Here is a 22,461-nt window from a genome sequence, read left to right as displayed (position 1 = left end):
TGACTTTCTTCAGCTTCGGGCAGGAAGCGTGGTCGGCCGCCAGGGTTCCCGGCGGGATTCGAATGTGGTGATCTGCGCTTCGTCGCGCAGCGTGAGAGCGATGTCGTCGAGGCCTTCGATCAACCTCCATTTAGTGTAAGCATCGATCTCGAAATCGACGGTGATGTCGCCCGCCGTGGCGGTCTGCGCCGGCAGGTCGACGGTCACCGGGGTGCCGGGCGCTGCTTCGAGCACCGCCCAGAGCCGCTCGATGTCGGCCTCGTCGACCGTTCCTGTGAGCAAGCCCTGTTTGCCGGAGTTGCCGCGGAAGATGTCGCCGAAACGGGGGCTCAGCACGGCCTTGAAGCCGAAGTCGCGCAGCGCCCAGACGGCGTGCTCGCGGCTCGATCCGGTGCCGAAGTCGGGTCCCGTCACGAGCACGGTCGCGCCCTGGTATTCGGGCCGGTTGAGGATGAAGTCCGGGTCCTGCCGCCACGCGTAGAACAGCGCGTCGTCGAACCCGGTCTTGGTGACCCGCTTGAGGAACTGGGCGGGGATGATCTGGTCGGTGTCGATGTTGGAGCCGCGCAGCGGCACGCCGACGCCCGAGACGGTGGTGATCTTCTCCATCAGCGCAGCACCTCCGCCTGCTCGGCGACGGTGTCGACGTCGATGCCGAGATCCCACGGGCTCGACAGGGTGCCGCGGATGGCGGTGGCGGCGGCCACGAGCGGGGAGACGAGGTGGGTGCGACCGCCCTTGCCCTGCCGGCCCTCGAAGTTGCGGTTCGAGGTCGAGGCGCACCGCTCGCCGGGGGCGAGCTGGTCGGGGTTCATCCCGAGGCACATGGAACAGCCGGCGAACCGCCATTCGGCGCCGAACTCCTCGAACACCTTGTCGAGGCCCTCGGCCTCGGCCTCGAGACGCACGCGGGCGGAGCCCGGCACGACCATCACGCGCACGCCGTCGGCCTTCTTGCGACCGCGCACGATCGACGCGAACGCGCGCAGGTCCTCGATGCGGCTGTTCGTGCACGACCCCATGAACACCGCGTCGACGCGGATGTCCTTCATCGGGGTCCCGGGCGCGATGTCCATGTACTCGAGGGCGCGCTCGGCGGCGGCGCGCTCGTTGGGGTCGATCATCGTGGACGGGTCGGGCACGGGCTGGCTCAGCGAGACGCCCTGCCCGGGGTTGGTGCCCCACGTGACGAACGGCTCGAGCTCGTCGGCGTCGAGGAACACCTCGGCGTCGAAGACCGCGTCGTCGTCGGTGCGCAGCGTGTTCCAGTACTCGACGGCGGCGTCCCAGTCGGCGCCCTGCGGGGCGTGCGGGCGACCCTTCAGGTAGGCGTAGGTCGTCTCGTCCGGGGCGACCATGCCGGCGCGGGCACCCGCCTCGATGGACATGTTGCAGATGGTCATCCGCCCCTCCATCGAGAGGGCACGGATGGCGCTGCCGCGGTACTCGAGCACGTAGCCCTGACCGCCGCCGGTGCCGATCTTCGCGATGACGGCGAGGATGATGTCCTTCGCGGTGACGCCCGGGCGGAGTTCGCCCTCGACGGTGATCGCCATGGTCTTGAACGGCTTGAGCGGCAGCGTCTGCGTGGCGAGCACGTGCTCCACCTCGCTCGTGCCGATGCCGAACGCCATCGCGCCGAACGCGCCGTGCGTGGAGGTGTGCGAGTCGCCGCAGACGACGGTGATGCCGGGCATGGTCAGCCCGAGCTGCGGTCCCACGACGTGCACGATGCCCTGCTCGACGTCGCCGAGCGAGTGCAGACGCACACCGAATTCGGCGGCGTTGCGGCGCAGCGTGTCGATCTGGGTGCGGCTCGTGAGGTCGGCGATGGGCCGGTCGATCGCGAGGGTCGGGGTGTTGTGGTCCTCCGTGGCGATGGTCAGGTCGGGGCGCCGCACCGGACGACCCGCCATCCGCAGTCCGTCGAAGGCCTGCGGGCTCGTCACCTCATGCACGAGGTGGAGGTCGATGTAGAGGAGGTCGGGGGTGCCGTTCTCACCCTTCACGACGACGTGGTCGTCCCATACCTTCTCTGCCAGCGTCCTGCCCACGACTCCTACCTCTCGTTCGGGGATCGGATCAGTCTAGTTCGCGGTAGGTGAACCCGCCGCCGCGAGGGTGTATTCCCGCCCTGCCGGACTCAGGAGCGCGCGAGGCGCACGACGTAGCTGCCGAGTTCGACCGCTCCCCCGCTGGCGACCGGCTGCGGATGCCCCGGTTCCACCACGCGGCTCGTGCCGTCGGGGTCGACCACGACGACGCCGTTGGTGGAGTTGAGATCGTGGACGAGCAGCCCGTCGACGGTCGGTTCGAGCAGCGCGTGCGTCTTCGAGACGCTCCGCGCGGGGTCGTCGAGGGGCAGCACCGTCGCGCCGCTCCGGTTCGGCGGCACGGAGGGGTTGCGTCCGAGCACGACGGTGCCGGGCAGAGGCCGTTCGGTGCTGTCCGGCAGGCGCAGCACCCAGGATGCGATCGGCACAACGGGGGTCGCCGGCGGCGTCTCCGGCGCGGCCGGATCGGGGTCGACCGCATCGGGCTGCCCCTCGGCGGCCACACGTTCCGCCTCGACGGCGGCCGGCGAGCCGGGCGGCAGGATCTGCGGGAGCGTCGCACGCACGCCCTGACCGGGGAAGAACGGCGGCAGCGGCGCCGCGATCCGCGGCGCCGGCACGCTGCGGCGCGTGCCGGAATCGACGTCCGGGTCCGCGGCAGGGATGAGTCCGGGCGGGGGTGTGATCAGAAAGGGGTTCTTCTCCGCGTCGCTCACGTTCCACCTCCGGCCGAGCCCATGGTAGCGGAGCGGCGGCTCCGGCCCGAGGGCGGCGTCATCGTCCGCGTCGCGCGCGGGTCACTTACGCCGCTGGGCATCCGACTTCGCCGCCTTGGCGCTCACTCGCGCCGCCCAGCGGCGGGCGGCGCCGATGCGGTAGCGGGCGATCAGCCGGCGGAACGTCGTCGCGGCCGCTCGCGCGGCGGCGACGGAGGCCATGGCCTCGGTCCACACCTTCTCGGCGTCGTCCGGATCCACGTCGCGTCCTGAGAAGACCGCGTCGTCGGTCACGCGGGCGAGCGTCTGCACGCCGCCGCGACGATCCTCGGGTAGTTGCGCCTCGAGATCCGCCGCCGTGCGCGGTCGCGTGAGCTTGTCGGGGATCGCGTAGCCGAGTTCGGAGTACCGGTCGAGCATCTCCTCCCACGCCCCGGCGACCCGCCGGTCCCCGGGCCCGGTGCGGCGGCGGCGGCGTTCCCGTCGGGCCTTCAGCAGCCCGACGATGAGCGCGGGGATCAGCAGGATGAGCGCGGGGATGAGGATGCTCAGGGCGAGCACGACGACCCAGGCGGGCAGGTTGAAGATGGTGTCGTCGTCCGAGTCGGACTCCTCCACCTCCACGGCCGTGACGAGATCGTCCTGCTGCTGCTCCGTCCGCGGGGGCTGTCGCACCTGGGGCTGCGGTTCGGACTGCGGCTTCGGCACCTCGTCCTGCGGCACGTCGGTGTTGTCGGGGGTGGGCAGGAACGGAACCCATCCGTAGCCCTCGAACGGCACCTCGACCCACGCCGTGACGTCGTCGCCGATGACCTCGACGGTCTCGGTGCCCTCGGGCACCTCCGGGGCGAAGCCCATGACGACCCGCGCCGGATAGCCGAGGCTGCGCGCCATGAGGGCGAACGCCGACGCGTACTGCTCCTGATCACCGACGAGATGCGAGCGCTCGAACAGCTCGGTCATGCGGTCGGAGCCGTGGCCGGCCCGCGACGGCACGCTGTCGGTGGCCGCGCCGTGGCTCAGGAAGCCCGTGGTCTTGAGTGTCGTCTCGATCGCGCGCAGCTGTCCGTACGCGGTCTCCTCGCCGGCGCTCATCTCCGCCGCCTTCTCGGCGACGATCGGCGGCACATTGCTCGCGTTCGGCAGCTGCACGTTCGCGGTCGGCACGTCGTCGAGTTCGCCCTCGACGGGCGCCGCCTGGTCGATCGAGGTGACACGGTACCGGTTGCCCTCGCGCAGCTTGGACGTCATGACCGCGGTCCCGGTGGCCGCGTTGTAGCGCAGATCGTCGGCCCGCTCGGCGAGCTGCGGGTCGTCGTAGCGCACCTTGTCCTGGTAGCCGACGCTCGGCATCCACACGTCGGAGTACCCGGTCATCTCGAACTCGACCCGCGACGAGCCCTCGGGGGTGACGAGCGGCGGCTCCGGGTAGCTGCGGCCGACGAGCGCGAAGGTGCCCGAGGCGGAGGTGGCCTCGGTGTCGCTCGCGACGTTCCACAGACGTCCGTCGTAGCTGTCCATCGTGGCGAGACGGACCAGCTGGCCGGTCTTCAATCCGCTCACGGTGAAGAGGGGCTCCTCGGCGAGGTCCTTCGTGTACTTGCGGAACCCGGAGAGCGGGCTCGGGTATTCGAGCGGGTCGAACGGGGGCTGGATCTCCTCGCGGAGCACGAAGCGGTCGTCGGGCTTCGGGGCGAAGGCCCAGCCGCCGAGGCCGCCGAGGAGCATCGCGGCCACGACGACGATCGCCGTGCCGCGCACCTTGCGCCAGAGGATCGCCCGGCTGCCCGACACGCCGAGGCGCTGGCTGCGCCGCCACCCGAGCCACACGAGCGCGATCGCGGCGAAGAGCACGCCGCGCACGCCGGGGTGGTAGGGCTCCTCGGTGCCGAGCAGGACACTCGCGAGGTAGAGCACCGCGGGTCCGACGAGCAGGAGGCTCGACCGCCAGGTCGTGCGCTTGCGCGGCAGCCAGCGCAGGGCGAGCACGGTGCCGACGAGTCCCACGACCAGACCGGCGACGTACGGGACCACCGCGATGTAGTCCGGCAGGCTCGCGGGCGCGCGCAGGGTCACGATGTCGGCCCAACCGAAGACCGCGCCGACGCACAGGCTTGTGAGGCTCTGCGCGGTCGGCACGACGGCAGCGATGCCTTCGGTCGGCACGGCGACCGGGGTGCCGAGCACGAAGAACAGCACGATCGCGAGGCCCGTGGTGGTGAGGGCGCCGAGGCGCCAGATGGCGGAAGCCGTCGCGGCGATCGTGCCGATGAGCAGGCCGCCGATGCCGGCGCGCAGATACGCGGAGTCGTCGAACGCGGTCGCGAGACCGACGATGCCGATGAGCGACAGCACGACGAGCACGCCGACATCGACCCAGCTGCGCACCGCGATCCGCCGCACACCGGCGAGGAACGACGCGATCATCGCACCCTCCTCAGCACGCGCGGCAGGTCGGCGAGCTCGCCGATGGTCATCACGGAGAAGCCGGAGACGCGGGAGACGCGGGCGGGCGCTCCCAGCTCGATGCGGAATCCGAAGGTCTGCGAGTCGGAGCCGAACAGCGACTCCACCGCCCGGAAGTCGGTTGTGTCGGACTTGGAGCCCGCGATCACCATCGCGACGCTCGGCGGCGGCAGCGTCAGCGTGGAGATCCGGGCGAAGTCGCGCATGTTCGCGAAGGGCGACGTGAGTTGCTCGAGTCGGCACGAGTCGTCGAGCACGGCGGTCGGGGTGTGGGTGCGCAACGACATGCCCTCGGTGACGACGCTCACCCGGGTCCCCTCGCGCACGACCTGCACGGCGATCGAGGCCATCACCGAGACGGCGAGTTCGAACTCCTCGTCGCTCGTGTAGTACCGACGGTCGGAGGTCTGCACGATCGTCAGCTGCGACCGTCGTGTCTCCTCGAACTGCCGCACCATGAGCTGCCCGGTGCGCGCCGAGGTGCGCCAGTGCACGTAACGACGGTCGTCGCCCGGCTCGTAGGCGCGCAGCGCGTGGAACGAGATGTCGCTGTTGGTGATCGTCTTGGTGATCTCGCCCTCGAGGTCGCGCACGAGGCCGGCGGCGGACGGGTCGAGCCGAGCGGTGCGCGGATGCACGAAGAGCTCGGTCGGATCCGACCACTTCACCGCGCGCCGCAGCAGGCCCAGCTGGTCGCCGCGCACCGAGACGGCGGGGCCGGCGACGATGACGGCGCGGCGGTTCGTCGGCACGGCGAACAGCTCCTCGTGCTCGGCCTGCGGGTCGAGGCCGGGGATGATGAACTCCGCGAGTCCCTTGCCGACGGGCAGTTCCATCCGTGAGGGGGTCGATTTGCGGGCGCCCGTGTTCGTGACCGCCATCCGGCCGAGTGCCCGTTCACCCGCGACCACACGCCGCGGCTCGAGTTCCACCCCGACCGCGAAGGCGGCGCGGCCGAAGACGAAGGGCACCGCGACGACGAGGCCGGCGAGGAAGGTGATGCCGACGAAGACGAACTCGGGCCAGCCGAGGGTCACTCCGGCGGCGAGGAAGAGCACGGCTCCGAGCAGCACGAGCCATCCCACCGCGCTGATGACCTGCAGGTAGGGCTTCGCCCACCGCCACGCCCTGGTCGCCGCGAATCGCGTGACCGACCACGCCGCGCGCACGCGGGCGCGCCACCCCCGCGCGACCGGCGCGGAGGTGGGCAGCTGGACGGGCGCGGCCTGCGTCATGCGGCGCGGTAGACCGGCGGCTCGATGTCGACGAGGATGCGCGAGACGATGTCGTCCGCGCGCGCCCCCGTGAACTCGGCCTCGGGGTCGACGATGATGCGGTGCGCGAGCACCGGCACCGCGAGGTCGCGGATGTCGTCGGGGGTCACGTAGGTGCGGCCGGCGGCGAGCGCCCACGTCTTGGCGGCGCGGGCGAGCGCGAGCGCGCCACGCATGCTGACGCCGAGCGCGACGTCCTTGTGGGTGCGCGTCGCGGAGACGATCTCGCTCACGTAGCCCATGACGGCGGCGTCGGTGTACACCTCGCTCGCGAGCTGGGCCATCGAGACGACCGATGCCGAGGCGATGATCGGCGAGATGCGCGAGGCGCGGGCGCGGTTCGACGAGTCGAGCAGCAGCGTCACCGAGGTCTCGTGATCGGGGTAGCCGAGCGAGGTCTTGATGAGGAAGCGGTCGAGCTGCGCCTCCGGCAGCGAGTAGGTGCCGGCCTGCTCGACCGGGTTCTGCGTCGCGATCACCATGAACGGCGAGCCGACCGAGTGGCCCACGCCGTCGACGGTCACGACGCCCTCCTCCATGACCTCGAGCAGCGCGCTCTGGGTCTTCGGGCTTGCGCGGTTGATCTCGTCCGCGAGCACGACCGACGAGAAGATCGGGCCCTTGTGGAACTCGAAGATCCCCTTGCCCTGGTCGTAGATCGTCACACCGGTGACGTCGGAGGGCAGCAGGTCGGGGGTGAACTGGATGCGCGAGTTCGTGCCGTCGATCGTGTTGGCGAGCGCCTTCGCGAGCACCGTCTTACCCGTTCCCGGGAAGTCCTCGAGCAGCACGTGCCCCTCGCTGAGCATCGCCATGACGACGAGCCGGATGACGTGGTTCTTACCGAGGATCGCCTGGTCGACGTTGCCGACGAGCTTGTCGAACGCGTCGGCGAACCAGGTCGCCTGCTCCTGGGTTACGGGCATCGGGGCCTCTCCGTGCTCTCTTGTAGTGCGGTGGTCGGTGCTGGGTGTGGTTGTGCGGGGCGGCGCTAACGGAAGTCGACGTGGTTGCTCTCGACGCCGTCGACGATCACGTAGGTGTCGGCGAAGCCGCAGTGCCACCCCGTGCCGTTCGTCCCGGAGTTGAAGTTGTTGCCGCTGAAGTTGGTCGATCGGAACGGTCCGCTGCAGTACGCATCGATGTGGTGGCTGCCGCCGGGGAAGTTCTCGAGCTGCACGTTGTAGAAGTGGCAGCCCGGTCGGCCGCTGCTCTGGCACGTCGTCGCCGCGCCTTCACTCAGGATGACCTTCGGCTTCGGTGGTGGGGGCGGGGGGAGCTCCGGGAGCGGAGTCGCGTCGTTGGACTGTCCCGACCACGCGCTCGATGCCCCGTTGGTGATCGCGTGCACGCGGAAGCTGTAGGTCCGGTTGAACTCGCCGTTGAATGAGTAGCTGGTCTGGTTGCCGTCGACTTCGACGGTGCCACGGCCCTGAATGTCGAGCACGTACTTGTCGACCCCCGGACCGTCGGAGCGGGCAGCGCTCCAGCTCAGGGACACGCGCTGGTCCCCGCGCGCCCCGACGTCGGCCCGCGGGTTCGACGGCGCACCCGGCTTCGGGGTCGCCACGTTCTGCGAGCCGGACCGTTCGCCTTCGCCGGCGGGTCCGACGGCGCTCACCGAGAAGGTGATGTTCGTCTGGCCGATCGGAACCTTGACGGTGGCGTTCGTCTGAGTCCCCGTGGAACCGGACTGGCCGTCGGAGGTACGCCAGATGTAGTTCGTCACACCGCGGCCGTTGCCGTTCGCGGCATTCCAGCTGATCGTCGCCTGACCGGAGCCGTTGTTCGTCGCCGTGCTGTTCAACCCGTCCGGCGGGAAGGGCTTGCCGTAGGGAATCGCGGTGTTGCTCGGGTCGGACACCTCGCTGTCGCCGAGCACGTTCTTCGCCGTCACCGTGAAGTTGTACGAATTCCCGTTCGTGAGACCGGTGGCCCGGTAGGAGTCCTGATCGGCGCCGACGGTCGCGCGACCGCCGTTCCACACGACCGTGTAGCTCTGGATCGGTTCACCGTTGGTGGCCGGGGCCTTCCAGGTGACCGTCACTTCCTTGTCGCTCTCCCCCGCGATGGCGGGCGGAGCCATCTTGCTGGGCACGTCGCGCACGTTGTACAACAGTCGGCCTTGCACGTGGCGGCTCGGGTCCTTCGTGGCGTCTTCGATGGTGTAGACGACGCTCACGACGCCGATGAAGGTGGAGCCGGCGCGCACCGTGATGTCGCCGCCCTCGGTGTGGCTCACGCTCGCGGCGCTCTCGGCGGCGTTCTCGACGGACGCCTCGATGACCCGCAGCGGCTGGCCCTGCGCCTGGAACGGGTTGTAGTCGTTGCCGAGCACGTTGACGGTCGAGCTCTTGCCGCGCTGTCCCTTCGCCTCGTCCTGCGCGGCGCGCGGGAGCGGGCGGGTCGAGGCGACGACCTCGACGCGGATGGTGCCCTGGATGCGGAACTCGCGGAACTGCACGTCGACGGTGAGCGTCGTGCCGGTTCCGGGCTGCACACCGAACGGCGACGACACCGACAGCGTGGACCCGCTCAGCCCGGCCTCGATGTCGCGGGTCGCTCCGGTGAGGTTCGAGTAGGTCATCTCGCCGATGAGCGACGAGTTCGGATGCTGGGTCGCGCTGCGCAGATCGAGCGTCTTCGGCGCTTCCCCGGCCTCGACCTGGATGGTCTGCTGGGTGAACGTCGGCGGCGTGTCCTCGTAGGTGGGGTTGCCGACCATGAACGGAAGGGAGAGGGTCGGCGACTTCGCGTTGGGATCGTCACGCCCGGACCCGTCCGTCACCGTGAAGGTGATGGTCGCCGGCCCGCGGTAGTCCGTCAGCGGGGCGAACCGCAGGGTGTTCTCGTCGATGGACAGTTCGGAGCCGTCGCTCGCCGTCGCCTTGATGGTCTCGCGTTCGATGAGCTTCACGGGCTTCTTCGACGGCACGACGAGGATGTCGTCGAGATCCCAGGTGATCTCGCCGTTCATGTCGACGTTCTGCGGCGGGAGCGCCGGGTCGATGTACGGCGCGGGGTAGTCGCTCGGGTTGTTCGCCGGGGGCACGACGATGAACGCCGTCGCGCTCGTGCCGTCGATCTCGTTGGTCACGCGGTAGGCGATCGCGATCCGCTTCTCACCCGGTGAGACGGTGATGATGCGGTTCGCCTGGTCCACTTGCGCCTGCGCGGCGTACGGCCCCTCGGTCGTCACGACGAGGTCCTCGACGACCCCACCCGGGTTGGTCGCGTAGTCGTCGATGTTCACGTCGAGGGAGTCGACCGCCTCGCCGTCCTCGCCGATGACGTCCTCCACCGGCACGAAGTAGTCCTCGGCGGTCGGGTACATGACCTTCGCATCGGGGGTCACGTCGACCTGGATGAAGGCGGTGTCGAATCCTCCGTTGCCGTTCGAGATTTCGTAACGGATCGCGAACGTGCCCTCCGTCTCGGGAGCCTCGACGACCACGATGTCCTCGCGGACCTCCGCGGTGATGCCCGGATCGATCTCGGGGAGCTCCTCGCTCAGCTTCAGCTTGTAGCCGTTGGGATCGGAGTCGTTGGTGAGCACCGGGACCGACGCGGTGCGACCGGGCTTGATCTGCACACTGTCGTCGACGGCGTTCGGCGGCGACACCTGCTGCGGTCGCGGGATGACCCCGACTCGCACTTCGCCGATGGCCTTCGAGCCGTAGGCGTCCTGGAGCTCGTAGCGGAAGATGTCCCCACCCGAAGCCCCGGGCGCGGCGGTGTAGATGAACGCGTTGGGGCCGTCCGACTTCACCGTGCCGAGCTGCGGCGCGCTGAGCACCTGGGTGACCTGCACCGAGTCGCCGTCGGGGTCGACGTCGTTGAGCGGCAGCTGGATGCGCACGTCCGAGCCCTCGAAGGTGCGCGCGGTGACGGGGTTCGGGTTCGGCGGCTGATTGGAGTCGAGGTCGCCGCCCTTGACCGTGAAGTTGACGGTCGCGGTGGCCTGCTCGCCGTACTGGTCCAACACGCGGTACCGCACCGGGTAGTCGCCGGGCTGGCTCGGCGCCTGGAAGCGGACGGTGTCGTCACCGACGAAGGCGAGCCCGTCGCCGACCTGCGACCCGTCGACGAGTTCGGGGTCGAGGTGGATCTGCGCGAGGTCGGGGTGGCGATCGTTCGCCATCACGTCGGCGCTCACGAAGTCGCCGGCGCGCACCGTGCGCTGGTCGTCCTGGGCGATCGGCGTCTGCCGCGTGACGACCGGCGGCACCGGCACGATCGTCACGCCGGCGATCGCGGACTGGCCGCCATCCGAGACGGTGTAGGTGAACTGGGTCTGCTCGGTCAGCGCGGTCGGCGTCGTGATGCGGGCGAACGTGTTGTTCAGCAGCTCGATCGACACGCTGTCGGCGGCTCGGCTGCGGTCGATCGACTGCACGCCGAGCACCTTGCCGGTGGGAGAGACGTCATTGTCGAGCATCCGGACGATGGTGGGTTCCCCGGGGCGCAGGAACGCGGTGTCCTTGACCGGAACCGGCGGGAGCGGGTCGGTGGGCGCCTCGAGCACGTTGACGCGGATGAGGCCCTTGCTCGTCGCCGCGCCGCTCGCGAGGGCGTAGTAGAAGTAGTAGACGCCGGGGTTGCTCGACCGGACGACCACCTCCTGGCTCTGCAGGTTCGGCTCGGCGTCGAGTTGCGACGGCACCTCCTCGATGCCGGTCAGGCTCGGGATGCCGCCCGTGGGCGTGATGTCGTTCTCGGTCGGCTTCATCGTGATCGGCTGGTCGACGAACGTCTCCACGAAGTCCGCGACACCGACGGGCTTGACCGAGCCGGCCGGCTCGACCTGGATCGTGAGCGTGCCGGTCGCGTTGAGCTTGCCGTCGGAGACGACGAACTGCAGTTCACGGGGACCCGGTTGCCCGGTGAGGTCGGTGAAGGTGACCGTTCCGTCGGGGGTGTACGACACGCGGTCGGCCCCGGTGGGCGACGCGGACGTGAGGAACAGCTCGTCGCCGTCCGGGTCGATCCAGTCGACGAGCACGTTGTAGTCGACCGCTCCGGTGGCCTCGACCTGCACGCCCGTCTCGCGCTTGGCGACCGGCGCGTTGTTCGCCTCGGCCGGCATGAGGGTGATGTTCACGTTGCCGGTCGCGACTCCGCCGCGGCCGTCGTCGACGGTGTACCGGAGCGTGGTGGAACCGACGGCTCCTTCCGCGGAGGTGTACTGCAGCGCCCGCCCGCCGTCGATCAGGTCGACGTAGCCGAGTGACTCCGGGATCTCGGTGATCTCGCTGATGGTGAGCACGTCGCCGTCGGGGTCGGTGTCGTTGTCGAGCACCGGGAGGATCGTCGTGCGGCCGGGTCTCGCCCCGAACTGGTCGTCGACGGCGACGGGCGGCCGGTTCACCTCGGTGCGCTCGGCGAGCGCCTCCTCGAACGACTGGATCGTCGACTTGTCGTCGCCGATCTGCTCCTCGCTCTGCTGCGGGGGGCTCACCTCGTCCCAGTTCTCGACGAGTCGCATGTTCGCGTCGACGAGCCACACGTTGCCGGTGTCGAGGTCGTTGAGGGCGATGACCGACTTGTTGACGCGGAATTCGAGCCGGGAGCCCGTGGTGCTCTTGCTCAGCTCCTCGATGCGCGGCTCGGCTCCTTCGCACGCCGCGAGGTAGAGGCCCGCTCCGGCCCAGGCGGCGTGTCCGCATCCGTTGAGCCAGACGGGGGCGGCGACCGCGTCGGCGGTGGTCACCTCTCCGCCGGAGGGATGCTCGACCGGCTCGCCGCCTCCCAGCGGGACCTCGAGCAGCGCGGTGCCCGTGGAGACGAGTGCCGCGTCGTTCTCACGGCCCGACTGCTGCAGTTTCAGCACGCCCTCGGGGAGGTCGGTGGTGCCGCCGTCGTGCACCACGAGGCGGCTCTCCTTCAGGTCGAGGGCGACGATCCGCTCCCCCACCGCCGCGAGCTCGTGCTCGGTCGAGATCTTGAAGGCGGACTCGGTGATGTCTCCCCCCGGACCGTCGATCCGGTACAGGATGCCGTCGGAGGGGGCGGTCGCGTACACCTGTCCCTTCGGCGTGACGGCGACGTGTCCGCCCTTGCCGAGCTTCACATCCGGCTTCTCGGAGGGGTCGAACGACAGCTTGTCGCTGACATCCAGCACCCACACCGAGCCGTTCGAGGGGTCGAGCACGGTGAGCACGCGACCCGCGAGGTCGACCTCGGCGCCGGCCGGCATGGAGCCCGACTCGACGAGGGTCGTGAACGCCGGGTCGATGCGGCTGATGGAGCCGACCTGCGGATCGAAGAGGAAGGCGCGTTCGCCGTCCTGCACGACATCGAGCGTCGCGGCTGCGGCCTGCACCGACGCGTCGAGCTCCTCGATCTGCCGGTTGAGTCGGCCGGCCATGAGCTTCTCGCCGTTGGTGACCCAGACCTGCTTCGCATCGAGGTCCACCTCGGTGACGGGGAACCCCTTGTGGATCACCGCGATCGAGATCGGCACGCCGACGAGCACGGCGATCGCCGTCGCTGAGGCGATCGACTTGCGCCGCCGAAGCCACGCCCACATCCCCCGCACGAGCACTCCCGCTATCGCATGAACTTCACATCGGTTTGGATTCGGCCACCCCAGTCGGCCGGAGTCAACCTAACATGTGCTCAAGGTCCGCACTAATGGGGACCGCTACCCATCCCGCTCATCGAGGAGCGGGAGATCCTCGACCGACACCAGTCGGCTCGTGACCGCGTACTCGACGAGCCGTGCGCGGCGGTTGACCGCGAGCTTGCCCTTGCCGCCGCGGAGGCCCGGCACCCCGACCTTGTCGAGCTTGTCGCAGACGTTGTCGAGCTTGCGGTTGAACGTCGTCATGCTCCAGCCGAGTCGCTCCGCCGCCTCCGCCGAGGTGGGGATCGTCCCTCGCCCCGGGACGCTCTGCTTGAGCACGTGCTCCGCGAGCGAGACGATCAGCTGGCGCTGGCTCTTGGTCAGCAGCACCGGCATGATCGTCGTCGTGCCGCCGCTCGGGGTGAGGGCCGCCGCGGTGTTGAAGTAGTCCTCCTCGGCGTGGATCGTGAAGTCGTACGTGGTGGACCCCGCGCTGAACATGACGTGCATCACCTGGAAGACGATCGGCAGGCGCGCGCCCGGGGCGAGCCAGGCCTGCACCTGGCCGGTCTCATCCGTCACGGTGGCCGTCAACAGGCTGCCCACGTTTCCGAGCCACCACATCCCGTGATCCTGATACAGCCGCAGGAACTGGCGGTGCAGGTAGGGGTTGTCGTCGATCGTGAGGTCGGACTCGCGCCCGATGTTGAAGTCGACGCCCGGTTCGGGCGTGTACCACTCACCGCAGAACTCGACGCGGAGAGTGGCGGTGTCGGTCGTGGTCATGACGGATAGCACCCCGTGGTCGGTTCGGAACTGCGGCCGGAACGGCGGATCTCGACGGCCACGCACATCCGCGTGCCGTCCGCCGGGACGGTGATGGTGGGCTCCTCGGTCACCTGCGGCAGGTCGGGCTGCTCGGTGCGGTACCACACGAAGCGGTCGTCCTTCTCCGGCTCCGGGTTGGTCCAGCTGAAGACGATGGACGCGCCGTCGGCGGAGGGTGTGACCGTCATGTCGGCCGGCTGTGCCACCTTGTCGATGATCGCGTCACCGCCGTCGGCGCTCGGCGTCGGGCGCGTCGGACCGGGGGCGGTACCACCGGTCAGCACGACCGACACGATCACGACGGCGGCCACGACCGCGGCGGCGGCGCCCACGATGATGCCGACCACCTTGCCCCGGCCGCCGCGCGGTGCCGTCTGCTCCTCGACGGACGCGGGCTGAGCCGCATCGCCGACGGCGGGCAGATCCCGGCGGCGGATCACGGTGTGGTCGGGTTCCGGCTCCACCCGCTGCCGCGAACGGACGACCGTGCGATCCTCCTCGTCCGGCTGCGCGATGGTGCGCCGCGACGACCGCACCACGGTGCCGTCGTCGGCCTGCGCCGCGATCGGCGTGACCGAACGCGCCCGGGTGGCGTCGGGGTCGTCCTGCAGCGTGCGCGGCTGGGCGTTCACGGTCGCGACGGATCGCACGCGGGTGACGTCGTCCCCGTCGTCGTCGTTGTCGTCGCGGGTGTCGCGGAGGTCGAGGTTCGGCACCTCGATGTTCGTCGGCGCGTACCCGAGCTCGAGTTCCACGCGCTGCAGCGCACGGGCGAAGTCGACGGCGGTGGCGAAGCGTTCCTCGCGCCGCGGGGACATGCCCTTCTGCAGCACGGCGAGCAGCGAGCGCGGAACGTCGTCCCGGGGCATCGGGGTGACGACGCCGCGCTCGATCCGGCCGATGAGGTCGAGGGTGCCGTTCGAGCGGCCCGCGATCTCGAAGGGGGTGCGCCCCGCGAGCAGGGTGTAGATGGTCGCCGCGAGCGAGAACACGTCGCTGCGGACATCCGGTTCGGGGTCGTCCTCGAACATCTCCGGCGGCGACCAGGGCACGCTCATGCCCACGGATTGGCCGCTCGTGGTGCTGCCGGTGCCCGTGTCGCTGCTGCGCCCGGTGAGCGTCGTGGTGTGCACGGGCAGCTCGTCCTCGAGCGTCGACGAGATGCCGAAATCGGTGAGCGCCGGCCATCCGTAGTCGTTCGTCAGCACGTTGGCGGGCTTGATGTCACGGTGCAGGATGCCCGCCGAGTGCGCCGTCGCGATGGCGGAGGACAGCCGCACACCGGTGCGCAGGGCGTCGACCACCTGGAACCGCTCGCGCTTGTACCGCTCCGAGAGGCTCGGGCCGGAGCAGTACTCCATGACGAAGTACGGTCGGTCGTCTGAGGCGACGTCGGCGTGGTAGATGGTCACGATGTACGGATGCGCCGACAGTTGCGCCATGAGGTTCGCCTCGGCGACGAACGCGGCACGGTTGGCCGGCGTGAGCTCCTCGGTGAGCAGCACCTTCACGGCCACGCGGCGGCGCGGCAGCTTCTGTTCGTACAGGAACACGTCCGAGAAGCCGCCGGAACCCAGCAGCTTGATGAACTGGTACCCCGGCAGTTCGGGAGGGGTCGAGGCGGCTCGGCGCATCAGCCCTCACGCACGGTGAGCGTCACGCCGCTGCCGAGGTCGATGACGGTGCCGGTGATCACGGCCGTCGGCTCGCCGGCCCGCAACCGCTGCGGTCCCTTGCCCGGCAGTACCACCATGGTGCCGTTGCGGGAGTGGAGGTCGGTGACGACGACGGTGCCGCCCTCGACGGCGACGCGGGCGTGGGTGCGGGAGATGTCCTGATCGTCGCCGCCGAGGGTGACGAGGCGGGGAGCGTCGGCACCGGTCGATCGGCCCGCGGACGGGGCGCGGCCGACGACGACGGCGGAGCTCAACGGCTCACGGCGACCGGTCGGCAGCTCGAGCGAGAACGCGACGTCCTTCGGCGCGGCCGGGGATGCGGTGTCGGATGCACGGGGGCGCCCGGCGCGCATGGCCCGGATGTCGGAACTCATGACGGTGTGGCCGTCGTGATCGCCGTCGGCATCCGGGATCGCCGACGGCACCATCGTCGCCTCGGAGTCGAGTTCGCCGGGTTCCACCACGGGCGTGGGGGCGGTCGCCGGTCGAGCCGTCGGCTGGGGCGCCTCGGCGGGCACCGGCGTGGGGAACGCGGGCGGGGCCGGTGCCGCGGCGGCAGGCGTCGGCTCAGGCGCGGCGGCTGTCGCCTTCGGCTGCGGTGTTGCGGCAACCGGCGTCGGTTCGGAGGCCGCCGGAGCCGTCCTCGGCTCCGGAGCGGCGGACGGCGCGGAGGTCGCGACCGCGGTGGGAGCGGGGGTGGACGCGCCGCCCAGCGCCCAGTCGCCGCCCGGGGTGCTCACGGTGACCCCGGTGGTTCCGGGCACGAACTGCTCCGACCACGTGGTCACGCCCTCACCGCTCAGACGGCTGTCCCCCTGCGCCGAGGTGATCGTCAGGGCCACTGCGCCGCGCACGAGCACTCGCAGGTCGCCGAGCGACTCTCCTCCGCCCCACGACAGCAGCGCGAACGACGGCGCCGTCGAGACGCCGCCGGCGACGAGCCGGTCGAGCACCGCCTGGAAGGCCCCCTCCTGCTCCAGGCGCCCGGCCAGATCGGGAAGCAGGGCCCCGTCGGCGGCGGGGTCCAGCACGAGCAGCGCGGTGTCGGTGACGATCGCGCGCCACGCGGCGGGGTCGGACGGGGAGTACTGCAGCACCATGAGTTCAAGCCCTCGGCATCGTGTCTTCGAAAGCGGCGGAGATCGGCGGACGGTCGAGCGTCTGCGCGGCATCGGTGTGGAGGTCGCCGACCAGTCGGGACTCGACGACCACGACGGTCACGTTATCGCGTCCGCCCGCCGCGACCGCGGCGGCGACGAGCTCCTCGGCGACGGTCGATCCCGATGACGCGTCGTGGTCGCGCATCACCCGGGCGATCTCCGGATCGGTCATCTCCTTGCTCAACCCGTCGGAGCAGATGAGGAACGTCTGCTGCTCCTGGATCGGGATCGACCACACGTCGGCGTCGGCGCGTTCCGCGGCGCCGAGGGCGCGCGTCACGACGTTGCGGTCGGGGTGCCCGTGCGCCTGCTCGGGCGTGATGGCGCCCGCGTCCACGAGCTCCTGCACGACGGAGTGGTCGACGCTCAACTGGGTGAGGTGCCCGGAGGTGTAGCCGTACAGCCGCGAGTCACCCACGTTGAAGCCGAGCCACGCGAACGCGCCGCCGGGCGTCTCGACGAGAGCGAGGCCGGTGAGCGTCGTGCCCGACAGCACCCGCTCCTCCCCAGCCCACGAACTGAGGTCGATGACGTCGGAGTTGGCCACCTGCACGAGATCGAGGATGTGCGCGATCTCGGCCGGCCGTCCGGGCACGACCTCGCGCTGGAACGCGGCGACGGCACTCTGACTCGCCCGGTCACCGAAGGAGTGGCCGCCCATCCCGTCGGCGACGAGGAAGACGGGGCCGACGGCGAGGAGGCTGTCCTCGTTGACCCGGCGTACCGCCCCGACGTCCGTCGCGGTGGTCACGGTGAGCTGCAACGAGGCCGCGGGCAGCGGGATGTCGTACGTGCGAGGCGCGCCCACGGAATCCCCCTCCTCTTGCGACCACCGCTCACGTTACCAACGCGGCGGCGCCGACCAGACTACTGGGGCGTGTGCTCGGACTCGATCGGGGTGCTGCGCTTGGCCTCAGAGCGGATCTTGATGAGGCTCGCGATGACGGCGACCGCCATGGCCCCGACGATCACGGCGAGCGAGGTCCAGGTGTCGATCTCGGGCGCCCACTCGACGTGGTGGCCGTCGTTGATGAAGGGCAGCTCGTTCTCGTGAAGGGCGTGGAAGAACAGCTTCACGCCGATGAAGGCGAGGATGAACGCGATGCCGTACTTGAGGTAGACGAGCTTCTCGACGAGGTCGCCGAGCAGGAAGTACAGCTGGCGCAGACCCATGAGCGCGAACACATTGGCCGTGAACACGATGAACGGGCTCTGCGTGATGCCGAAGATCGCCGGGATCGAGTCGATCGCGAACACGAGGTCGGTCGTGCCGAGGGCGATGAACACGACGAGCACGGGCGTGAAGATCTTGCGCCCGTCGACCACCGTGCGCACCTTGCCGCCGTCGTAGGTGTCGGTGATCGGGATGCGCTTGCGCAAGAACCGGATGATGCCGTTCTCGGTCTGCTCGTCGTCCTCGTGGCTCGACATCGCCTGACGGATGGCCGTGTAGACGAGGAAGATGCCGAAGATGTAGAAGATCCAGCTGAGGTTCGCGATGAGCTGCGCGCCGATGATGATGAAGATGCCGCGGAAGACGAGCGCCAGGATGATGCCCACCATCAGGATTTCCTGCTGGTACTTACGGGGCACCGAGAACTGGGCCATGATGATGATGAAGACGAACAGGTTGTCGATCGACAGGCTGTATTCCGTCAGCCACCCCGCGATGAACTGCCCCGCGTGCTCGGCGTCGCCGAGCACGAACATGAGGCCCGCGAAGATGAGCGCGAGCGCGACGTAGAAGCCGATCCACAGCGCGGACTCGCGCGTCGACGGCACGTGCGGGCGCCGGTAGGCGAGGAAGATGTCGAACGCCAGGATCAGCAGCAGCGTGATGTAGGTGCCGATTTCGAACCAGGCGGGCAGGGCGAGTTCCACGGGATTCCTTCGGGGATCAGGGGATGGAGAAAGACCGAAAGTCTCTCCCCCGGCCGAAAAGCGGACGGCGCCGTGCCCGGAGCCGCATCCTCGGAGCTCGTGGTGACGATCACGGCGTTCGGGATACTCCCTCTCGCTCGCACCATGGTAGCGGATGCCGCGGGCTGACCCGCGGCATCCGCTCAGCATCAGAACAGGATGCGGAGCGACTGCGGCTCGCTCTCGGACGCCGCGCTCGTCGGCGTTCCCGAGAAGCGGGCGACGACCTCGTGCGGTCCGCGGGGCAGGCGCGGGAGGGTGAACGGCACACGGCCGGTCGCCGGAACGGGCTTCGTCGCGACGACCGTGCCGTCCACCACGAGATCGACCGTGCCACCCGCCGCCGCGGGAGTGACCGCTACGGTCGCCGTGACCGACGAGAACGTGAACCCGACACTCCGAGCTAGCGCCAGGCGGGTCGAGGTCGGCGTCACGGCGGGCGCGCTTTCCACGCGAACGATCACGTTGAATCGCACGTCGCGTTCGACGGTTGGCGTGGTGTCGGTGAACGGCTGACGCACGACCGACGCCGTGCGTACCACCACCCGCTCCCCGACGTGGGTCGCCGGCAGGTCGCCCGGCGCGGTGAAGGACAGCTCGGATCCGTCTGCGCTCACCTCGGCGCCCGTCACGACGAAGGCCGGCGCCGTCGGCGCACCGTCGATCGTGATCGGCTGCAGGGACGCCTGGACAGCCGGGTCCTGGCCGGATCGGGCGAACGCTCCCGCCTCGCCGCGCACCACGAACCGGTCGCCCGGGCGCAGCGTCGACGGCGGCGTCGTGGTACCGCCGCGTCGCTCGGTGAATTCGGTGTACCGCGTGATCTTCGCCGGGTCGTCGGTGAGGGCGAGCACCTCGGGGGCGGTGCGGCTCTCCTTAAGCGCCCAGGCGGCGATCTGCGAACGCTCGACGCCGCTGCGGCACTGCATCCGGTACAGCGCAAAGGATCCGGCCTCGACGATGCCCGCGGGCACGGGCAGGGAGTGCACCTCCTCCGCCTGCCACTCGGCGCGGGTCCACGTGCGGAACGTCGACGGACCACCGGCGGGGTTCCACAGGGTGCAGGTGATCCCGCTCGCGGTCACCCGGATCGGATGCACGATCGTGATCTCCGTCGTCTGCGCGCCGATCGTGATGAGCCGGGATGCCGGTTGGGAGCTGCCGTACGTCCAGGTGATGCTGCCGTCGGCGGGACCGGCGGGGAACACCACTTCAGCGGCGGACGCCGACGTCGCGGCCGCGAGCGGAAGGGCGAGTGTCAGAGCCGCGACGGCGGCCAGTACGGCGCGGGCGGGGCCGCGTCGGGGGGCGGTGGGGACGGGGTGTTCCATGATCTGCCGCTTTTCTGTGGGGGTCGGGTGGGGCGCTCCGGGGTTACCAGAGGATCCGGACGCGATCCGGCCGGTCGCGCGAGCCTTCGCTGGCGGAGGTGCCGTCGTAGACGGCGGTGACGGTGTGCAGGCCGCGTCGGAGCTTGGGCAGGGTGAACGTGACGTCGCCGGCGTCGTCCGCCGTCAGTGAGCGCCGGAACTCCTGACCGCCGACGAGCAGTCGCACGCGTCCGTCCGTCGCCGGCCGGCCCTCCGAACGCACCGAGACGGTCGCCCTGATCGTCGACGACGACAGCGCGTAATGCCGATCGAGCGACAACCGCGTGGTCGATGCCGCGGCCTCGGCGGAGCGGATCGTGAGGTAGTCCGACCAGGCTGCTCTGACGAGCAGCTCCGGCATGGAGGGATCGCCCGGTATCCCGGAGTCGGCGCTCGCCTGCACGAAGTAGGCCGCGCCGAACGGGCTCTCCGGCAGATCGGGCGGGACGACGAACGAGAACGAGTCGCGGTCCGCTGCGACCACCGCCGGGGCGAGCGTGGACCCCCCTAGGTGGTTCACCGACACGTACGCCTTCGACGACGGCCACACTCCCCCGAGGCCCGACACGGTGACCCGATCACCCGCCTGGACGACGCGAGGCGTCTCCGCTTCCTCACCCGTGAAGGTGTAGTCGTCCGTCCGCTGCACCTGCTTCGCCGGATCGGCGGTCAGCTCGACCGTCTCCGGAGCGTCGGCCGAGCCGGCGAGCCACCACGTCTCGGAGTACACCGACGTCTCCGGTCCCCCACCGCTGCGGCAGCGGTACCACGCATCGATGCCGCCGGTCGAGCCGAAGGTGCCCGGATCGACCTGCACGACCACGCGGCCCGTCCACGGCGTCTCGAGCGACGAATAGTCGGGCAGACCGCCGGAACCAGCGCAGAAGACCCCGGGCGGCTCCTCGCTGAGGCCGGGGGTCACGACGAGGGTCGTCGTCGCCGGCCCGACCTCGATCCGCTGCTCATCCGGAATCGTGGTGCCGTAGTCGATCGAGACGTCGTGACCGGGCGGCCCGGCATCCAACGACACCTCGGCGGCGGATGCGCTCGGTGCGCTGATCGGGGCGACGACGAGCGCGCTGGACGCCACGATCGCAAAGACGAGGAGTGCGGCCCGGGAACGCTCCACGGTGGGCACCTAGAAGATGACGCGTACGGACGTCGTCGGACTGGTGCTGCCGCGGATGGTGTCGGTGCCGGAGTACACGACGCTCACGTCGTGGGTGCCGCGTTTCAGCAGGGGCAGCGTGAAGGTGACGCGCCCTCCCGCTCCGTCGCGCAGCTGCAGGGCCTGGACGGCGACGCCGTCGACGACGACCGTCGCGGTGCCGAGCGGATGCGGGGTGCCGGGCGCGATGACGCGGGCGGTGCCGGTGACGCGGCGGACGGACACGGCGTATTCGCCGCTCAATGCGAGCCGTACGCTCGATGACGTCTTCTGGTCGACGAGAATCGCCTCCGCGACCCACCACGCCGAGTACGTCTGAGCCGGAACGGTGTCCGAACCGGCCAGCGTGCTGTCAACGCGCACCTGCAATTCGATCCTGCCGGTGAGGGCTGCCGTCGTGGCCTCGTCGGGCACCACGAAGGTAAGGGCGGACCGGTCGCCGGAGATCTCGGGTACGGTCTCGACCCGTCCAGACCCGGCGGATGCGACGACGACCACGGTGGCCGTGTCGATCTCGCCCTGGCGCGCCCACGTGCCCGGTGATCCGGTGATGGTGACACGGTCGCCCGCGGCGAGGGTGCGCTGCTCGCTCTGCCCGCCACCGAGGAACACGGTCTCGTGCTCGACGACGGCCTTCGACGCATCCGCGAACAGCGGGAGCGTGGTCGGGCCTCCCTCGACGGCGGACAGGATCCATCGAGTCCGCTCCGAAGTGAACTCCCCGGTGTCGCACCACACTTCGTAGAGCTCACCCGGGATCACTCGTCCCTCGGGGACGGGGAGCCGGCGGTTGTCGGTGATCGCCCATTCCTCTTCGTGCCAGGTGCGGCCGGAGAGCTGGCCGCCGTTCGGCGCCTCCAGGAAGCAATTCATGTACAGGAAGACGTCGAATCCCGGGTCGAGCCGCACGGTGCGGGTGGCCGTGCCGATCTCGATCCGCCGAGCCGCGGGAGCGTCTGCGCCGTAGGTGTGCTCGAAACTCGAGTCGCCGAACCCCGCCGGATAGTCGACCGTCGGCTGGGGCGCGTCGGCGTGAGCCGGCGAGGCGATCCCCACCCCCGTGAGGATGAGTGCGGTGGCGGCGACGGCCGCCCAGCTCGACCTGCTCCGACCGGACATGCGCCACCCCGTCCCCCGGCGGACGCGGTGCACGAGGTCTCCCCCGTGTGACGGCCCGACGCGGATCCCCGGGCCCCCAGTAGCCCGGATGTGCACAGCGTGACGCACCCCGAACGGGGGGCACAAGCCCCAGTTCGACGAATTC

Annotated in this window: 15 protein-coding genes; all 15 read right to left on the bottom strand. The window is 70.1% G+C overall.

Annotated elements, in window-relative coordinates; genetic code table 11:
* Window positions 1-9: 9 nt before the first annotated feature.
* The 15 genes from leuD to CLV46_RS06055 all read right to left on the bottom strand — a co-directional run bounded on the left by leuD (window position 10) and on the right by CLV46_RS06055 (window position 22,316).
* Window positions 10-609, bottom strand: coding sequence for a 3-isopropylmalate dehydratase small subunit (leuD, locus tag CLV46_RS06125; protein ID WP_100363954.1), 600 nt, complete (start codon window positions 607-609; stop codon window positions 10-12).
* Window positions 609-2,054, bottom strand: a complete 1,446-nt coding sequence (leuC, locus tag CLV46_RS06120; RefSeq protein WP_100363953.1) for a 3-isopropylmalate dehydratase large subunit — start codon at window positions 2,052-2,054, stop codon at window positions 609-611. Before leuC ends, leuD begins: the two co-directional genes overlap by 1 nt.
* A gap of 89 nt (window positions 2,055-2,143) precedes the next feature.
* Window positions 2,144-2,770 carry an FHA domain-containing protein gene (locus CLV46_RS06115; protein ID WP_100363952.1) on the bottom strand — a complete coding sequence of 209 codons (627 nt, stop codon included), beginning with the start codon at window positions 2,768-2,770 and terminating at the stop codon, window positions 2,144-2,146.
* Between the two features lie 81 nt (window positions 2,771-2,851).
* A complete protein-coding gene (locus CLV46_RS06110; RefSeq protein ID WP_100363951.1) occupies window positions 2,852-5,197 on the bottom strand; it encodes a transglutaminase TgpA family protein in 2,346 nt (781 codons plus the stop codon).
* On the bottom strand, window positions 5,194-6,471 hold the full coding sequence (locus CLV46_RS06105; RefSeq protein ID WP_245866578.1) for a DUF58 domain-containing protein: 1,278 nt from the start codon (window positions 6,469-6,471) through the stop codon (window positions 5,194-5,196). Before CLV46_RS06105 ends, CLV46_RS06110 begins: the two co-directional genes overlap by 4 nt.
* Complete coding sequence (locus tag CLV46_RS06100) at window positions 6,468-7,436, bottom strand: AAA family ATPase (protein WP_100363950.1); 969 nt, start codon at window positions 7,434-7,436, stop codon at window positions 6,468-6,470. The genes CLV46_RS06105 and CLV46_RS06100 overlap by 4 nt, the downstream gene beginning before the upstream one ends.
* Before the next feature lie 65 nt (window positions 7,437-7,501).
* Complete coding sequence (locus CLV46_RS06095) at window positions 7,502-13,039, bottom strand: Ig-like domain-containing protein (RefSeq protein ID WP_157802247.1); 5,538 nt, start codon at window positions 13,037-13,039, stop codon at window positions 7,502-7,504.
* A gap of 114 nt (window positions 13,040-13,153) precedes the next feature.
* Complete coding sequence (locus CLV46_RS06090) at window positions 13,154-13,861, bottom strand: FHA domain-containing protein (protein ID WP_100363948.1); 708 nt, start codon at window positions 13,859-13,861, stop codon at window positions 13,154-13,156.
* Entirely contained in the window at window positions 13,858-15,537 is a 1,680-nt protein-coding gene (locus tag CLV46_RS06085) for a serine/threonine-protein kinase (protein ID WP_100363947.1), read from the bottom strand. The genes CLV46_RS06090 and CLV46_RS06085 overlap by 4 nt, the downstream gene beginning before the upstream one ends.
* Window positions 15,537-16,679, bottom strand: coding sequence for an FHA domain-containing protein (locus tag CLV46_RS06080; RefSeq protein WP_100363946.1), 1,143 nt, complete (start codon window positions 16,677-16,679; stop codon window positions 15,537-15,539). The genes CLV46_RS06085 and CLV46_RS06080 overlap by 1 nt, the downstream gene beginning before the upstream one ends.
* 4 nt (window positions 16,680-16,683) lie before the next feature.
* Entirely contained in the window at window positions 16,684-17,547 is an 864-nt protein-coding gene (locus CLV46_RS06075) for a PP2C family protein-serine/threonine phosphatase (protein WP_100363945.1), read from the bottom strand.
* 59 nt (window positions 17,548-17,606) lie between these two features.
* The gene (locus CLV46_RS06070) at window positions 17,607-18,620 is read right to left on the bottom strand and encodes a TerC family protein (protein WP_100363944.1); all 1,014 of its coding nucleotides are present in this window, start codon (window positions 18,618-18,620) and stop codon (window positions 17,607-17,609) included.
* 188 nt (window positions 18,621-18,808) lie between these two features.
* Complete coding sequence (locus tag CLV46_RS06065) at window positions 18,809-19,990, bottom strand: Ig-like domain-containing protein (RefSeq protein ID WP_100363943.1); 1,182 nt, start codon at window positions 19,988-19,990, stop codon at window positions 18,809-18,811.
* A gap of 43 nt (window positions 19,991-20,033) precedes the next feature.
* Complete coding sequence (locus CLV46_RS06060; protein WP_157802246.1) at window positions 20,034-21,158, bottom strand: Ig-like domain-containing protein; 1,125 nt, start codon at window positions 21,156-21,158, stop codon at window positions 20,034-20,036.
* A 9-nt stretch (window positions 21,159-21,167) separates the two neighbouring features.
* A complete protein-coding gene (locus tag CLV46_RS06055) occupies window positions 21,168-22,316 on the bottom strand; it encodes an Ig-like domain-containing protein (protein ID WP_100363941.1) in 1,149 nt (382 codons plus the stop codon).
* Window positions 22,317-22,461: the final 145 nt, after the last annotated feature.

This window comes from Diaminobutyricimonas aerilata (assembly GCF_002797715.1).
Lineage (GTDB): Bacteria > Actinomycetota > Actinomycetes > Actinomycetales > Microbacteriaceae > Diaminobutyricimonas > Diaminobutyricimonas aerilata.
The sequence above is the reverse complement of the archived record's forward strand: the minus strand, read 5'-3'. Positions and strand labels throughout refer to the sequence as shown.

Bases quoted from the DNA above. Each gene is read 5' to 3' on its own strand.
- CLV46_RS06105 (WP_245866578.1), bottom strand. From the start codon at position 6,471: ATGACGCAGGCCGCGCCCGTCCAGCTGCCCACCTCCGCGCCGGTCGCG.
- CLV46_RS06055 (WP_100363941.1), bottom strand. From the start codon at position 22,316: ATGTCCGGTCGGAGCAGGTCGAGCTGGGCGGCCGTCGCCGCCACCGCA.
- CLV46_RS06085 (WP_100363947.1), bottom strand. From the start codon at position 15,537: ATGCGCCGAGCCGCCTCGACCCCTCCCGAACTGCCGGGGTACCAGTTC.
- CLV46_RS06090 (WP_100363948.1), bottom strand. From the start codon at position 13,861: ATGACCACGACCGACACCGCCACTCTCCGCGTCGAGTTCTGCGGTGAG.
- CLV46_RS06065 (WP_100363943.1), bottom strand. From the start codon at position 19,990: ATGGAACACCCCGTCCCCACCGCCCCCCGACGCGGCCCCGCCCGCGCC.
- CLV46_RS06100 (WP_100363950.1), bottom strand. From the start codon at position 7,436: ATGCCCGTAACCCAGGAGCAGGCGACCTGGTTCGCCGACGCGTTCGAC.
- CLV46_RS06080 (WP_100363946.1), bottom strand. From the start codon at position 16,679: ATGGTGCTGCAGTACTCCCCGTCCGACCCCGCCGCGTGGCGCGCGATC.
- CLV46_RS06110 (WP_100363951.1), bottom strand. From the start codon at position 5,197: ATGATCGCGTCGTTCCTCGCCGGTGTGCGGCGGATCGCGGTGCGCAGC.
- CLV46_RS06095 (WP_157802247.1), bottom strand. From the start codon at position 13,039: ATGTGGGCGTGGCTTCGGCGGCGCAAGTCGATCGCCTCAGCGACGGCG.
- leuD (WP_100363954.1), bottom strand. From the start codon at position 609: ATGGAGAAGATCACCACCGTCTCGGGCGTCGGCGTGCCGCTGCGCGGC.